Origin of the sequence: Alkaliphilus oremlandii OhILAs (genome assembly GCF_000018325.1) — a bacterium.
In the GTDB taxonomy this organism is placed as follows: Bacteria; Bacillota; Clostridia; order Peptostreptococcales; family Natronincolaceae; genus Alkaliphilus_B; species Alkaliphilus_B oremlandii.
The window spans coordinates 1,379,099-1,392,650 of record NC_009922.1; the positions used below are offsets into that span (position 1 = coordinate 1,379,099).

The 13,552-nt window shown below is 35.2% G+C and carries 18 protein-coding genes and 1 other RNA gene; 15 read left to right on the top strand and 4 right to left on the bottom strand.

Annotated features, from left to right (window positions below; genetic code table 11):
• Positions 1-130 precede the first annotated feature (130 nt).
• The 3 genes from CLOS_RS06595 to rpoD all read left to right on the top strand — a co-directional run bounded on the left by CLOS_RS06595 (position 131) and on the right by rpoD (position 4,294).
• Positions 131-1,135: a deoxyguanosinetriphosphate triphosphohydrolase gene (locus CLOS_RS06595; RefSeq protein ID WP_012159134.1), complete on the top strand. Its 1,005-nt coding sequence runs from the start codon at positions 131-133 to the stop codon at positions 1,133-1,135.
• A 208-nt stretch (positions 1,136-1,343) separates the two neighbouring features.
• Positions 1,344-3,158, top strand: a complete 1,815-nt coding sequence (gene dnaG / locus CLOS_RS06600; RefSeq protein ID WP_012159135.1) for a DNA primase — start codon at positions 1,344-1,346, stop codon at positions 3,156-3,158.
• Positions 3,159-3,175: 17 nt separating this feature from the next.
• Positions 3,176-4,294, top strand: a complete 1,119-nt coding sequence (gene rpoD, locus CLOS_RS06605; RefSeq protein WP_012159136.1) for an RNA polymerase sigma factor RpoD — start codon at positions 3,176-3,178, stop codon at positions 4,292-4,294.
• Between the two features lie 80 nt (positions 4,295-4,374).
• On the opposite strand, the gene CLOS_RS06610 is transcribed toward rpoD, so the two are convergent.
• Positions 4,375-4,590, bottom strand: a complete 216-nt coding sequence (locus CLOS_RS06610; protein WP_012159137.1) for a hypothetical protein — start codon at positions 4,588-4,590, stop codon at positions 4,375-4,377.
• A gap of 97 nt (positions 4,591-4,687) precedes the next feature.
• On the opposite strand from CLOS_RS06610, the gene CLOS_RS06615 reads away from it, so the two are divergent.
• From CLOS_RS06615 to rnpB, 4 genes are all read left to right on the top strand, one after another.
• On the top strand, positions 4,688-5,389 hold the full coding sequence (locus tag CLOS_RS06615; protein ID WP_041719065.1) for a tRNA (adenine(22)-N(1))-methyltransferase: 702 nt from the start codon (positions 4,688-4,690) through the stop codon (positions 5,387-5,389).
• Positions 5,374-6,492: a Nif3-like dinuclear metal center hexameric protein gene (locus tag CLOS_RS06620; RefSeq protein ID WP_012159139.1), complete on the top strand. Its 1,119-nt coding sequence runs from the start codon at positions 5,374-5,376 to the stop codon at positions 6,490-6,492. The genes CLOS_RS06615 and CLOS_RS06620 overlap by 16 nt, the downstream gene beginning before the upstream one ends.
• Before the next feature lie 67 nt (positions 6,493-6,559).
• Positions 6,560-6,964: a ribonuclease HI family protein gene (locus tag CLOS_RS06625; RefSeq protein ID WP_012159140.1), complete on the top strand. Its 405-nt coding sequence runs from the start codon at positions 6,560-6,562 to the stop codon at positions 6,962-6,964.
• Positions 6,965-7,047: 83 nt separating this feature from the next.
• Positions 7,048-7,441: RNase P RNA component class A (gene rnpB / locus CLOS_RS15420), an RNA gene on the top strand.
• A 64-nt stretch (positions 7,442-7,505) separates the two neighbouring features.
• Here rnpB and CLOS_RS06630 read toward each other — a convergent pair.
• From CLOS_RS06630 to CLOS_RS06640, 3 genes are read right to left on the bottom strand one after another with little or no spacing between them, the layout of a single operon-like run.
• Positions 7,506-8,654 carry a tyrosine-type recombinase/integrase gene (locus tag CLOS_RS06630; RefSeq protein ID WP_242649622.1) on the bottom strand — a complete coding sequence of 383 codons (1,149 nt, stop codon included), beginning with the start codon at positions 8,652-8,654 and terminating at the stop codon, positions 7,506-7,508.
• A gap of 40 nt (positions 8,655-8,694) precedes the next feature.
• Positions 8,695-9,192, bottom strand: a complete 498-nt coding sequence (locus CLOS_RS06635) for an ImmA/IrrE family metallo-endopeptidase (RefSeq protein ID WP_012159142.1) — start codon at positions 9,190-9,192, stop codon at positions 8,695-8,697.
• Positions 9,193-9,209: 17 nt separating this feature from the next.
• Complete coding sequence (locus CLOS_RS06640; RefSeq protein ID WP_012159143.1) at positions 9,210-9,602, bottom strand: helix-turn-helix domain-containing protein; 393 nt, start codon at positions 9,600-9,602, stop codon at positions 9,210-9,212.
• A gap of 206 nt (positions 9,603-9,808) precedes the next feature.
• Here CLOS_RS06640 and CLOS_RS06645 point away from each other — a divergent pair, with 206 nt between their 5' ends.
• The 8 genes from CLOS_RS06645 (at position 9,809) to CLOS_RS06670 (ending at position 13,528) form a co-directional block, all read left to right on the top strand.
• Positions 9,809-10,018, top strand: a complete 210-nt coding sequence (locus CLOS_RS06645; RefSeq protein WP_012159144.1) for a helix-turn-helix transcriptional regulator — start codon at positions 9,809-9,811, stop codon at positions 10,016-10,018.
• 52 nt (positions 10,019-10,070) lie between these two features.
• Positions 10,071-10,286 carry a helix-turn-helix domain-containing protein gene (locus tag CLOS_RS06650; protein ID WP_012159145.1) on the top strand — a complete coding sequence of 72 codons (216 nt, stop codon included), beginning with the start codon at positions 10,071-10,073 and terminating at the stop codon, positions 10,284-10,286.
• 81 nt (positions 10,287-10,367) lie between these two features.
• Positions 10,368-10,514 (top strand): hypothetical protein, encoded by a 147-nt coding sequence (locus CLOS_RS15860; protein ID WP_156774420.1) that lies wholly within the window; start codon positions 10,368-10,370, stop codon positions 10,512-10,514.
• Entirely contained in the window at positions 10,511-10,852 is a 342-nt protein-coding gene (locus tag CLOS_RS06655; protein ID WP_012159146.1) for a hypothetical protein, read from the top strand. The genes CLOS_RS15860 and CLOS_RS06655 overlap by 4 nt, the downstream gene beginning before the upstream one ends.
• Before the next feature lie 49 nt (positions 10,853-10,901).
• On the top strand, positions 10,902-12,191 hold the full coding sequence (locus tag CLOS_RS06660; RefSeq protein WP_242649607.1) for a DEAD/DEAH box helicase: 1,290 nt from the start codon (positions 10,902-10,904) through the stop codon (positions 12,189-12,191).
• Positions 12,192-12,208: 17 nt separating this feature from the next.
• Positions 12,209-12,616, top strand: a complete 408-nt coding sequence (locus CLOS_RS06665) for a gp33 family protein (RefSeq protein ID WP_012159148.1) — start codon at positions 12,209-12,211, stop codon at positions 12,614-12,616.
• A gap of 11 nt (positions 12,617-12,627) precedes the next feature.
• Positions 12,628-12,792 carry a hypothetical protein gene (locus CLOS_RS15865; RefSeq protein ID WP_012159149.1) on the top strand — a complete coding sequence of 55 codons (165 nt, stop codon included), beginning with the start codon at positions 12,628-12,630 and terminating at the stop codon, positions 12,790-12,792.
• Between the two features lies 1 nt (position 12,793).
• Positions 12,794-13,528, top strand: a complete 735-nt coding sequence (locus tag CLOS_RS06670; protein ID WP_012159150.1) for a hypothetical protein — start codon at positions 12,794-12,796, stop codon at positions 13,526-13,528.
• Positions 13,529-13,552 lie beyond the last annotated feature (24 nt).

Below are 13,552 nucleotides of genomic sequence, written 5' to 3' on the forward strand. Positions count from 1 at the left end.
ACTTGTAACATATTTAAAAAGGAGAACGTTACTGTAAATGAGTTTCAAAAAAACTTCCTTATAATGTTTCTATAGAAGATTTTTTCACAAGTAATTATATAATATAAAAGCAGAAGAAAGGTTGAAGTCTATGAATCTATCCATTAGACATACTACGGAACAAATAGAAGAAGATTTATTTTCTCCGTATGCCCAATTGAGTAAAAGAAGCATGGGCCGAATAGTAGACGAGGAAGAATGCGATATCAGAACTGTGTACCAAAGAGATCGGGATCGAATCATTCATTGTAAATCTTTTAGAAGCTTAAAAGAAAAGACGCAGGTTTTTATTGCTAAAAATGATTTCTTTAGAACGAGACTGACCCATACATTAGAGGTAAATCAAATAGGCAGGACCATAGCAAGAGCCCTCAGACTAAATGAAGATTTAGTGGAAGCAATTGCCCTTGGACACGATTTAGGTCATACCTGCTTTGGACACAGAGGGGAAGATGTACTCAATCGATTGAACGGTAATTTTAAACATAATGAGCAGAGCTTAAGAGTGGTAGATATTTTAGAGAGGGATGGAAAGGGATTGAATTTAACCTTTGAGGTTAGGGATGGCATCGTAAACCATACAGGTGCTGGTGTTCCTTTGACCTTAGAGGGGAAGTTAGTAAAGAGAGTGGATCGCATCACCTATTTATGCCATGATGTTCAAGACAGCATCAATGCAGGTATTTTTAAAATAGAAGATTTGCCTAGGGTAGTAACGGATATATTGGGTAAAAGTCATAGTGAGAGAGTAAACAAGTTTGTAATCGATCTCATTAAAGAAACAAAGAGAAATATTGAAAACGATAAGGAAATTAATATTTATCAAAGTGATGAAATTTTTGATGCCATGAATATACTGCGAAAGTTTATGTTTGAGAATGTTTATTATGGGGAAATATGTCAAGAGGAGAAAAAGAAAGCGGAATTCATCGTAGGGTCACTTTACGAATATTTTTTAAACCATCCAGAGGAAATGCCTCCAAATTTTTATAGGAATATAGAGCAAGAAGACTTGAACCGAAGCGTAACAGATTTTATCGCAACTTGTACAGATTCCTATGCCATCGAACTATTCAAAGAAAAATTTCTCCCTTAACAATCCAATTTATTTTGATGCAGAATAAAGAAAATTTAGAATAATTTTTACAAGGATATAAAGAAGGATTTAAGAAGTTCTATGTCGAATAAAGGCATATGATAGTGGAGAAAAATTATTCTAAACCAGTAAGAAAATATATGCTGCTAGAAGGATATTGTAAAAATAAGCAGAAATATATATTATTAATATCTATAGGTGATTAAAAATGGAAAATTTTTTTCCTGAGGAACTAATTAATGAAGTAAAGGATAACAATGAAATTATAGACGTAATCTCTGAGTATATACAAGTTAAGTCATCTGGATCTTCTCATAAAGCCCTATGTCCTTTTCATAGTGAAAACACACCTTCCTTTGTTATAAATCGTGAAAAGCAAATTTATAAATGCTTTGGTTGTGGAGAAGGTGGCGATGTAGTCCGCTTTATTATGAAGATTGAAAACTTAGATTTTATTGAGTCTGTAAAATTATTAGCAAAACGAGCGAATATTGAAATCAAAAGTACAGAATCATCCGAGGAATTTAAAGCACAGATAAAAGAAAAAAATCTATTTTATGAAATTAATCGAAAAGTAGGGTTGTATTTTTATCATAATTTAACTAAAATACCGAACCCTGCTTTAGAGTATTTAACGAATAGAGGCATCACACCTAAAACCTTAGCAAGCTTTGGGCTAGGGTATGCGAATAATAGTTGGGATGATCTTGTTTTATATCTACAGAAGGAGGGTTACCAGTTAGAAGATATTCAAAAATGCGGATTGATACGTGCGAATAAACAGAATGGATATTATGATTATTTCCGCAATAGAATAATGTTTCCAATATTTAATATTAGAGGAGAGGTTGTCGGTTTTGGTGGCCGAGTTCTCGATGATGCTCTTCCAAAATATTTAAATTCGCCGGAAACAAAAATATTTAATAAAAGCAATACCTTATATGGTCTAAACTTTGCTCGCAAAAACATTTCCAATGGTCAGATCATATTGGTAGAAGGATATATGGATGTAATAGCACTGCATCAAGCGGGCTTTAAAAATGCAGTAGCATCCCTAGGAACATCACTGACAAAATATCATGGACAGCTCCTAAAAAAATACTGCGATGAAATCATCCTATGTTTCGATGGAGATACCGCAGGAATAAAAGCCACCATGCGAAGTGTGGACATCCTTACAGAAGAAAAATGCCAATTTAGAATCATGATGCTACCACAGGGAAAAGATCCGGACGATTTTATCAAGCTCCATGGTAGTGATAAGTTTAGAGAGCAAATCAACAAGGCTATGAGTCTAACCGACTATAAAATCCTTTTAGCAAAAAATGAACATGCCAATAACACCATCTATGACAATATGAAATTGGCAAAAAGGCTGTCGGAGATTATCAGAGATATTAAAAGTCCCATAGAGCAAGAAGCTTATATAGAAAAAGCTTCTGCAGAAACAGGAATATCCAAAGAAGCGATCAAAAAAGAAATATATGGACAAAATCCGAAATTATCGAACAATATAACGAACACGAAGTATAGTTCAAACTACAAAAGAGATAATAAGTATATAGAATTAGTTCCGTTAGTAGAACAAAAAGGACATATTGTTGCAGAACAACAATTAATCAAGTTTATGTTGACAGACAATACAACGATCAAATATATATTGGATAGTATTTCTATAGATGATTTTTCTGTTTTGGCCCATAGAGAAATCGTAAATTATTTATCTGTTCATAAGAATATAGCGGAGAATCAAATAGAAGAATTATTTTCTGATTTTAAAGAAGATATAAATAAAATATTTGAAACGAATATAGATCATATTGATTTAAACAGCACATTAAATAAATACGTAATCAATCTAAAAAAATATAAATTACTTTATGATATAAAAAAATTGGAAAAAGAACAGAACGCTATAATTAAAGATTCTAATTTAACCAAGGAAGAGGTTGAGAGTAAGTTGCTAACCATAGGCATGGAAATAATGAAAAAAAATGTACAATTACAAAAGCTAAGAGCTTAAGAGGGGAGGGTGCAGCATTGGACAACACAAAAAATTCAAAAAAAGAAACGGTGAAAAACCTGATTGAAAAAGGTAAAAAACGAGGTATGATTACCTATTCTGAAGTTATGGATGCTTTGGAGGATGTAGATTTAGATAAAGAACAAATTGATGAGATCTACGATCATTTTTCCAGCATGGGCATTGACATTGTTGGAGATAAAAGAGATATGGTTGAGGACCTAGATATGATGGATGAATCTGTATTGGAGCCAGAAGTTGAAGCTGAAGAAATCATAGAAGATGATGCGTCTCTTTTAAAAGGTGTAAATATAGATGACCCTGTAAGGATGTATTTAAAGGAAATCGGTAAGGTGCCTCTTTTATCAGCAGAAGAAGAAATAGAATTAGCGAAGCGAATGGATGCAGGAGATGAAGAAGCGAAAAAGAGACTAGTGGAGGCAAACCTAAGACTGGTGGTAAGTATTGCTAAGAGATACGTAGGGAGAGGCATGCTATTTTTAGACTTAATTCAAGAAGGAAACCTAGGGCTAATTAAGGCTGTTGAAAAATTTGATTATAAAAAAGGATTTAAATTTAGTACCTATGCTACTTGGTGGATAAGACAGGCAATTACTAGAGCCATCGCAGACCAAGCACGTACTATTCGGATACCTGTTCATATGGTTGAGACAATCAATAAGCTTATCAGAGTATCGAGACAGCTTTTACAAGAATTAGGCAGGGATCCAAAGCCAGAGGAAATTGCAGCTGAAATGGATCTTTCCGAAGAAAAAGTTCGAGAAATACTAAAGATTGCCCAAGAGCCAGTTTCCTTAGAAACGCCCATTGGAGAAGAAGAAGATAGTCATTTAGGGGACTTTATTCCAGATGAAGATGCACCAGCTCCAGCAGAAGCGGCAGCTTTTTCGTTGTTAAAGGAACAATTGGTAGAAGTTTTAGACACCTTAACGCCTAGAGAGCAGAAAGTGCTAAGACTACGTTTCGGACTAGATGATGGTAGAGCGAGAACATTAGAAGAAGTAGGGAAAAAATTTGATGTTACGAGAGAGCGAATTAGACAGATCGAAGCGAAGGCACTGAGAAAGCTAAGACATCCTAGTAGAAGTAAAAAATTAAAAGATTATTTAGAGTAAAATAAATAAAAATAGATTCGCATTTTGCGAATCTATTTTTGATAGTTGGTGATTAAGGTAGATTTAATGCTCGGGTCAATTTAATGCCAATAGTTCCAACGAAGAGCATAATCAATTTGATTTTGAAGCTCTTCATCGGAAATCTGATTATCTAATTGATCTTGAAGAACGTGCATGACTTGGTCGGCTTCTTCTTCCCATTCTTGCGTATTGCCTCCCCAGCTAAATTTTATCATTTCTTCTGGACGAATAATCTTTTTAGGTCTTTTTTCAGTATTTGGGCCATTGTTTGGCATGAGCAAAACCTCCTTTAACTATAGTTTTAGGAAGATTCATAAATTTATAATGGTACCTTTTGTAAAATATCAATGGGTAGTAAAGGAAGTGATTTCAATGAGAGTAAAACTCACTCGTAGATTGCAGAAAATAGCGGATCAGGTTGAGCAAGGAAGCGTCGTAGCAGATATTGGTACGGATCATGGATACATTCCAATCTATTTGCTAGAAAATAAGATCAGTGAATATGTGATTGCAGGAGATATTAATATGAAGCCGCTAGAAAGTGCGGAAGCAAATCTTCAGCGATATGGATTTTCTAATAAGGCTGAAACAAGGTTAGGTAGTGGTCTTTCAGTGCTGAAAGAAGGCGAGGTAGATACTGTCATTATTGCAGGGATGGGTGGATTATTAATCAGTGATTTATTGGAGAGTTCTAAAAATATAGTTAAAAAAATAAAAACCTTCATATTGCAGCCCATGCAAGCACAAATGGAACTTAGAAAATATCTAATCCAAAATGGGTTCACCATCAAAAAGGATATCTTAGTTAAGGAAGATCACCATATCTACGAAATTTTTGTAGCAGAGCACGGTCAACAGGAAGTAGAAAATACCATTTATTATGAAACTGGCTTCCATATTCAGAGCAATGCTAAGGATTTGGCAGAGGAATTTATTCTTGGAAAAATAAGAGCGACGAAACAGGTCATTGAAAATATATCACAAAACGCCTCGGAGACTCCAGTAGAAAAGCTAAAAGAGATGGAGAGAAAATTAAAAAAATTGGAGGAGGTATTGCTATGTCTACAAAAGTAGATGAAATCATAAATATTATAGAAAATCTAGCGCCTTTAAGGTACGCATACCAGTGGGATAATGTAGGGCTTCAAATAGGAAGTAGAAGTGATGAAGTTCAACGTATTTTAATTGCATTAGAAGTAACGGATGAGGTTTTAGAGGAAGCAGTTAAAAATAATGTGGATATGATCATTTCCCATCATCCGCTGATATTTTCCCCATTGAAAAAGATTATAAAAGAAGATCTCAAAGGGAAGTTGCTATATAAGGCAATACGAAACAATATATCTGTATACTCAACCCATACCAACATGGATATTGCCCCAAATGGATTAAATGATTACGTTGCAAATCTATTAGGCTTAAAGGATATGGAAGTTTTAGATGTTACAGAAAAATCGACATATTATAAGCTGGCTGTTTTTACTCCAGTAGGGCATGAAGAAAAAGTGGCAGAAGCTATCTGCTCAGCTGGTGCAGGTCATATTGGAAATTATAGCAACTGTACCTTTAGAGTCAACGGTACGGGTACCTTTCTTCCACTAGAAGGAACAAATCCCTTTATAGGAGCTCAAGGTCAAGGCGAGAAGGTAGAAGAGATCAAGATAGAAACCATAGTCCCACAAGGAAATTTAAAAAGCGTTGTGAAAGCAATGCTCAAGGTACATCCTTATGAAGAAGTGGCATATGATATTTATCCTCTTGAAAATGAGGGTCCAGTACTGGGCATTGGAAGGATGGGATATTTACCTCATGCCGTATCCATAGCAGATTTAGCAAATAAAATAAAGGACATCTTTAATATAGAACATATTAAGATTGCAGGTGATTTAAAAGCACATATTAATAAAGTGGCTATCATCAATGGTAGTGGCGCAGAATATATCAAACTGGCGATGCACAGGGGCTGCCAGTGTGTGATTACAGGTGACGTAAAGTACCACGATGCGCAAGATGCAATATCCCAAGGAATGAATGTAATCGATATGGGACATTATCATAGTGAAAAGGTATTTCCGAAACTTTTAATAGACTATTTAAGCAAAAAGGTAGAAGAAAAGGATTTGAATGTTGAAATAATTCAATCTTCTGTAGATATCAATCCTTTTCAATTAATTTAAATGGAAGTGGTGGTTTTAAAGATTCCTTAGAACTATTTTTAAAAAGTATATAGAAAAAGGTGATTTTATGGATATGAAAGAGGCAGTGATGTATTCCGATGGGGGCTCTAGGGGGAACCCAGGTATTGCAGGTATCGGTGTTTCGATACAGGATAAAGATGGAAATATAATCAGAGAAATTAGTCAGTATATTGGAGAGCAAACAAACAATGTGGCGGAATACAAGGCTCTTAGCCGTGGTTTAGAGGTTGCGTTGGATTTAGGGATCGAAAAAATTACATGTTATTTAGACAGCGAATTGGTTGTAAAGCAAATCAAGGGTGAATATAAGGTCAAAAATGAGCGTATGATTCCAATGTATAATATGGTGATGCCATTAGTGAAGGAATTTAAAAGTTTTTCTATTAATCATGTGCGCAGGGAGCTGAACAAAAGGGCAGATCAGCTTGCCAACGAAGCTATGGATCAATAAAAAATAGATATAGAAAATTTTACATTTTGACATATGATTAAAATCGTGATATGATAGGCATCTAGGCAATAAAACAGAATATATGAGTAGATCAGATGATCGCGGACATGGTTTTCCATGGACGAGGAAAGTCCGAGCTCCATAGGGTAGGGCGCTGGGTAACACCCAGTGGGGGCGACCCCAAGGAAAGTGCAACAGAGAGATACCGCCAGATCCCTTGTTCAGTAGCAATGCTGTTACTTGGGTGAGAATAGCTTTTGACAGCTATCTGGTAAGGATGGAAAGGTGAGGTAAGGGCTCACCAGGGGCTAGGTGACTAGTCTGCTATGTAAACCCCGTCTGGAGCAAGACCAAGTAGGGACTGAAAAAGCGGCGACCCGTCGTGTCCCGTGGTAGGTTGCTTGAGCCGTCTGGTAACAGCCGGCCTAGATAGATGATCGTCGAATACAGAACTCGGCTTATAGATTTGCTCACTTATTGAAATTCCAACATTCTTGTTGGGATTTTTTAGTTTTTGCCACCGGTTTGCCACCGGAAGATTTTAACCCAATATTTCAATAAGCTTTTCCGTAGCTTTTTTCTGCATTTCAACATTTACATGGGAGTAAATATTCAGAGTAGTATTAATATCAGAATGGCCTAAGCGAGTTTGAATAACTTTAAAGTCAATTCCTTGCTGAAGAAGTAGGGTGGCGTTTGTATGGCGTAGGTCGTGGAACCTTATATTTCTATCAAAATTTACTTTCTTTAAAAGCTTATTGAATTTAACAGTATAATAGTTTGGATGAACATAGGTCCCATCTTCCCAAGTCATTACAAAATCACAAACATTGCCATTAAATTCATTTTCCTTATAATGAGGTCTGTATTTCATACGGTTTTTAGTCTGTAATACCTTATGCTGCTTTAGTAGCTGCATTAATCCCTTAGATACATATAGATCTCGTCTTTCATCGGTTTTAGGAGTAGTTAAGGATACTTCAGTATACGTATCGACTAAGTTATTGGCTATTGTAATAATCTGCTTATTAAAGTCAATATACTTCCATTCTAGACCAGCCAGCTCACCTCTACGAAGACCCAACTCAAGAACAATTTTCAGACCTAAGGACATTATATAGTCATTATATTTACTAGTATCTAAGGCATCAAATAGCTGACCGATTTCCTCTACAGCTAGAGTACTAGCAACAAACTTATCTCTTTTAGGTCGATCGATGAATCTAAGGGGATTGTCATACATAATTTGAAGCTTAACAGCTCTATTAAAGGCTGAGTTTAAAGTACCATATATATTCTGAAGGGTAGATCCACTTAAGCCTTTTTTCTTCTCACCTAGTAGCATTTGATCAAGATGAATAGGCTTAACCTCACTTAATCCTAAGTGACCGATATAGGGCTTTAAATGCCTATTGTAAATCTCTTTGTATCGGTTATAGGTATTTAACTTCCTATTTTCCTTAATATAATTTTCCACCCAATCAGTCATATACTCATGGACTGTTATTTTTTTAGGCTCCACATAGCCACTTCCTAGCTTTGTTAATGCTTCATTTAAAGCATTCAAGGCTTCTTTTTTTGTCTTGCCACCTTTTCTTTCAATCTTATTTCTCTTGCCATCCACTGATCCAGCATCATAATAGTAATACCAAGAGCTACCTCTTTTTCTTACGCCGCCTTCCATTTTCATCACCTTTCCGTATTAAATTTTCATCCATCTAAAAAACACTCTATGCGCCATTACACCTCCCTTCAAATCCCATCATATATTCTGTTTCAATTTCCCTAACAGTAGTAACATACGCCACTGGAAGCTCTAGGGTACTTGCAATTTGATCTATAGTAAAGCCTTCTAGGGCAATACTGTCTAAATCTACATTTAAAATTTTTACTGCAAAGTAATTCGCTTGTTTTTCTAATTTATTGATATTCATTAATGGATTAAATGGACTTGTCTTTAGGCTAGTATGTAATAGAGCATGTCCCAGTTCGTGGGCTAAAATAAACTTTTCATATCCATGGTCCAAATCATTCCTAATAAATACAACTTCTTGATCGAAATAACATCTGTTATAGAGTGCATCATTTCCCTGAAGTAAAATATTGTCTTTATCTAAATATCTAATAATAATCTCTAAAGCATTATAAAGCTCGTAAATATTATCAGTACAATGAATATCCTTTATCCCTGTAATAATTTCATCGATAATTTCATCTATCCATACCATAGTCTCACCCCTAAGAACTATTTTTTGTATTTATAAGATATTAATTGAAGCTGCCTTAATAGCTCGTTAGCGAACTCTACAATTTCTTCATCACTCATTTTACTAATATCAAATCCACCATATCCCATAATAGATGGCTGCTTTAATATGAACTCCATAGCCTCCTGTGGCGTTGTAAACTCAATATTTTGTTGGCTTAAGCTTTCATCATGATCATCGTCTTTAAAAAAAGTATCTACTGTAACCTCAAGAGCATTCGCAATTTTTTGTAGAGTTTCAGCAGTTGGACTGCTTTTATCATTCTCTATCTCGCTAATAGTAGACTTAGATAAACCAGTTAATTCTCGAATGTTCATTATGGAATATCTTTTTTCTTTTCTTAATGCTCGAATCTTTTCACCTAGTGTCAATTTAATTCCTCCTTATGTATGGTATACCATACTTTAATTATACCAAATAGTTCGGTAAAGTAAACAGTAAATTTTAAAAAAGTAAGGAATTTTTAGAAAAAACTATATAAATTCGGAATAGTGGTAATTAAAGTTCGATAAAGACGGAATATGATCTTTCGTGAATTGTTCGCTTAAGTGGTAAAATCTATCTAGGAGGTGAGGGAATGGAGAACAAAATAAAACACTTCATTAAAAGAAAGGGGCTGAAAACCTCTTTTATACTCTCAAGTACAGGAGTTTCAAAGTCTTATTTTTATGATGTTATGAAAGGAAAAACAATTCCAAGTCTAGTAAATGCTAGAAAAATTGCCAAGGTAATGGAAGTTCCCTTAGACGAACTTTTTCCAGAAGCTAGGGCAGAGAAAAATGAATAGAGCTTAATAAGGGTTTAAGTACAATACGAATAGGGGAAGGGAGGATGCGAAAATGAGCGATAGAGAGTACCTTTACACCGTAGATGAAGTAGCACAAATATTGAAGGTAAATAAAAATGCTGTATATGACCTGATCAATGCAAAGGTAATAAAGGCATTAAAGCTCGGTAGGCTTAAGATTACAAAATTTGAACTTCTAAGATTTCTGAAAGAGCATAACGGTAAGGATTTATCTGATTTAAACAATATTAGAGAGCTTAATACATAGGTTTTTTTAGAAAGAAAAAATACAGTCAGCCCCAGGGGAAAGGCAAAAAGATAAAAACAAGAAAATGAATAGGAGGAAGAGATGAAAAGAGATACTGTTGAAGTAACATGGACGGATGCAGCAGCTAGAGTAACGATTGGGCAGGTATTAAATTTTACAAAGGACAGTAGATTCTTTATTGCAGTAAATGACGGAAAAATCCTAACTGTAGGAGTTGAAATACTATGAAAGCAATATTAAAAGATAAAACAATAATTTTAATAAACAGCTATCCATATAAGGACCTGATTAAAGAAATGCAGGGACGAAGATGGAATGAAATAGATAAGATTTGGACTGTGCCAGCGACTATGGAGAATATTAAGATGCTAAAGTCAGTAATTAAAGTGGATGCTGAAATAGAAAAGTTATATCAAGAAGAATTTAACCTAAACAGAAGGTTACATAAAGAAAAGGCTACTAAAAATGTGATTCCAATAGCTCCAATGCCAATTAAGGCAAATCCATTCCAGCATCAGATAAGGGCATATAATATGGCACTTCAGGCAATGGGGGTGATTAAATAATGATAGCTCTAACAGAAGGCTTTGGACTCCTTTTTGAAATGGGCTGTGGTTGAGTAAAACACTAACAGCAATTTCAATCATGGGTCGGATCTATTTAGAAGGGAAAGCAAGAAAGGTATTAATAGTAGCACCAACCTCCGTAGTTTCTGTATGGCCAAAGGAGATTCAGGAATATGCAGCCTTTGACTGTGAAGTAAGGGTATTAGATGGTAGCAGTAAACAGAAGGTAAAGGAATTACATAGCTTTACTAAGGATAAGGTCTTAAAAATCGCAGTAATAAACTACGAAAGCACATGGCGGATTTTAGATGAGCTAATCCAATGGAAAGCAGATTTAATAATTGCAGATGAATCCCAACGGATTAAATCTCCTACGGCAAAGCAATCTAAAGCACTTCATAAACTAGGGGATAGTGTAAGGTATAAGCTGATTTTATCTGGAACACCAGTACAAAATGCGCCCTTAGACCTCTGGAGCCAATATCGATTTTTAGATAAAAGAATATTTGGGACGAGCTACTATAGCTTTAGAGCTAGACATGCAATTATGGGTGGCTATGGAAAGTATCAGGTTATTGGTTACAAGAACATGGATGAGCTGATTCAGAAAACTCATAGTGTGGCACTTAGAGTAACAAAGGAAGAAGCATTAGATCTACCGGAAACAACAGATGAAATAAGATACTGCAGCCTAGAGCCTGATTCAGCAAAGCTATATAAAAGGATATTAAAAGATAGCTATGTACAGCTTGAAAAGGGAGAGGTTACAGCACAGAACTTGTTAACTAAGCTATTAAGACTTAGCCAATTAACTGGAGGATTTATAGGTGCAGATGATGGGACCATAAAGCAGATTTCAAAGGCTAAGCTAGATGCTCTAAAAGAGATTATTGAAGATATGAAGGATGCAGGGAAAAAGCTTGTTGTATTTGCTAGATTCCTTCCAGAGATTAATGCTATTAAAAATATGCTAGATGAAATGGAAATTAGCTATAGCTATATAACTGGAGAGGTTAAAGATAGGGGCGAGGAAGTAAGAAAATTTCAAGAGGAAGATGGCGTAAGAGTTTTTATCGCACAGATACAAACTGCAGGACTTGGAATAACCCTACATGCAGCAGATACAGTAGTATTTTATAGCCTAGATTTTAACTATGCTAATTATTCTCAGGCAAGAGCAAGAATCCATAGAATTGGACAGAAAAACACTTGTACATATATTCATCTTATTGCACCAGGCACTGTAGATGAAAAAATTCTAAAGGCATTAGAGAAAAAAGAAAATATTGCAAAGCAGATTGTAGATCACTGGAGGGACTATTTTAAAGAAGAAAATTAAAGAAAGAGGGGAAGAACATGAGTCAAATTTTTAAACTAGCAGATGAGCTAAAAAACCTAAAGGATTGGAAAAAGCAGCTAGATGAGGAGAGAAAGACTGTAAATAGTCAGATTGAAGCATTAAAAAATGATCTATCTCAGCTAATGATAGAGGAGGAAATGCAAAGCTTTAATAGAGCAGGAATGATGTTTTACCTAAATACAAAGTTCTATGCCAGTGCAATTCCTAATAGAAAAGAAAATCTATTTAAAGCCTTAAAAGAAGAGGGGTATGGGGATTTAGTCTATGAAACGGTAAATGCCAACAGCTTAGCAGCATTCGTAAGGGAGCAAATAGAGGAAAATAACGAGGAGCTGCCAGGATGGTTAAAGGGCTTAGTTAGCACCTATGAAAAAATCAGTATTGGAATGAAGAAGGGAAAGTAGGAGAGAAGATCATGACAATTGATGAAATAATAAAGTCTTTGGAAAGTTATTCAAATCTACATAGATTATATGATTGGGAGAACCCGGAATTTTATATCAGCTCTATAAAGTATGACGAGGATGAGGACAAGCTATATATCTATTTTAAGGAAGAAAAAGAAAAGGAGGAATTTTAATATGGCTAAAAAAGCAGCTGTTAAAAATATAAAACCAATATTTGAGGCGCCAATGTTAAATCCAGAGATTAAAAAGGCTATGGCAGAGGAAATGGAAGGTCTAGAAGTAGCCTTTGATAGAGCTAAGATATTAGCTGGTGGAGGATTACTATTCGAAATACCTAGTGAGAATTTAGATGAGCTTCAAACAGTAAAGGAAATTGAAGGAGTTATTTTAGATCATCATCACGTTAATGGATATTGGAAGGAGAAATACACTGGAGGAAGCATACCACCAGATTGTGGCAGTATAGATGGGAAGTTTGGAGAAGGCAGTCCAGGAGGAGATTGCAAGATTTGTCCTCTTAATCAATTTGGTAGCCATGAAGATGGAAAAAGTAAGGCCTGTAAGAATATGCATAGAATTTATCTTCTTAGAAGTGGGGAAGTGCTTCCAATATTAATAACTCTGCCACCAACAAGTATTAAAAATTTTAGTAGCTACATAGCTAAAAAAATTATAACAAAGGGCCTAAGATCCTTTGGAGTCATTACAAGGATTACCCTTAAAAAGGCCCAAAGTCAAGGTGGCATCGCCTATAGTCAGGCACAGTTTAATGTAGTAGATGTATTAGATAAAGAAACAGCTAAGAACATGGAAGAGCTTTCAAGGAGCCTAAAAGCTACCACAAGAAAGGTAGATACGATAGAGGATTATACCATTGAGGAAGACAATAAAAATCCAGCTCTAACCTAATAGGAGGGGAGCTATCCCCTCTAG

What these genes read in the sequence shown, in the direction of transcription:
- CLOS_RS06645 (WP_012159144.1), top strand. Translation starts at nt 9,809, where the DNA reads ATGGAGAACAAAATAAAACACTTCATTAAAAGAAAGGGGCTGAAAACC.
- CLOS_RS15865 (WP_012159149.1), top strand. Translation starts at nt 12,628, where the DNA reads ATGACAATTGATGAAATAATAAAGTCTTTGGAAAGTTATTCAAATCTA.
- CLOS_RS06655 (WP_012159146.1), top strand. Translation starts at nt 10,511, where the DNA reads ATGAAAGCAATATTAAAAGATAAAACAATAATTTTAATAAACAGCTAT.
- CLOS_RS15860 (WP_156774420.1), top strand. Translation starts at nt 10,368, where the DNA reads ATGAAAAGAGATACTGTTGAAGTAACATGGACGGATGCAGCAGCTAGA.
- CLOS_RS06615 (WP_041719065.1), top strand. Translation starts at nt 4,688, where the DNA reads ATGAGAGTAAAACTCACTCGTAGATTGCAGAAAATAGCGGATCAGGTT.
- CLOS_RS06610 (WP_012159137.1), bottom strand. Translation starts at nt 4,590, where the DNA reads ATGCCAAACAATGGCCCAAATACTGAAAAAAGACCTAAAAAGATTATT.
- CLOS_RS06630 (WP_242649622.1), bottom strand. Translation starts at nt 8,654, where the DNA reads ATGAAAATGGAAGGCGGCGTAAGAAAAAGAGGTAGCTCTTGGTATTAC.
- dnaG (WP_012159135.1), top strand. Translation starts at nt 1,344, where the DNA reads ATGGAAAATTTTTTTCCTGAGGAACTAATTAATGAAGTAAAGGATAAC.
- CLOS_RS06665 (WP_012159148.1), top strand. Translation starts at nt 12,209, where the DNA reads ATGAGTCAAATTTTTAAACTAGCAGATGAGCTAAAAAACCTAAAGGAT.
- CLOS_RS06595 (WP_012159134.1), top strand. Translation starts at nt 131, where the DNA reads ATGAATCTATCCATTAGACATACTACGGAACAAATAGAAGAAGATTTA.
- CLOS_RS06620 (WP_012159139.1), top strand. Translation starts at nt 5,374, where the DNA reads ATGTCTACAAAAGTAGATGAAATCATAAATATTATAGAAAATCTAGCG.
- CLOS_RS06650 (WP_012159145.1), top strand. Translation starts at nt 10,071, where the DNA reads ATGAGCGATAGAGAGTACCTTTACACCGTAGATGAAGTAGCACAAATA.
- CLOS_RS06635 (WP_012159142.1), bottom strand. Translation starts at nt 9,192, where the DNA reads ATGGTATGGATAGATGAAATTATCGATGAAATTATTACAGGGATAAAG.
- CLOS_RS06625 (WP_012159140.1), top strand. Translation starts at nt 6,560, where the DNA reads ATGGATATGAAAGAGGCAGTGATGTATTCCGATGGGGGCTCTAGGGGG.
- CLOS_RS06670 (WP_012159150.1), top strand. Translation starts at nt 12,794, where the DNA reads ATGGCTAAAAAAGCAGCTGTTAAAAATATAAAACCAATATTTGAGGCG.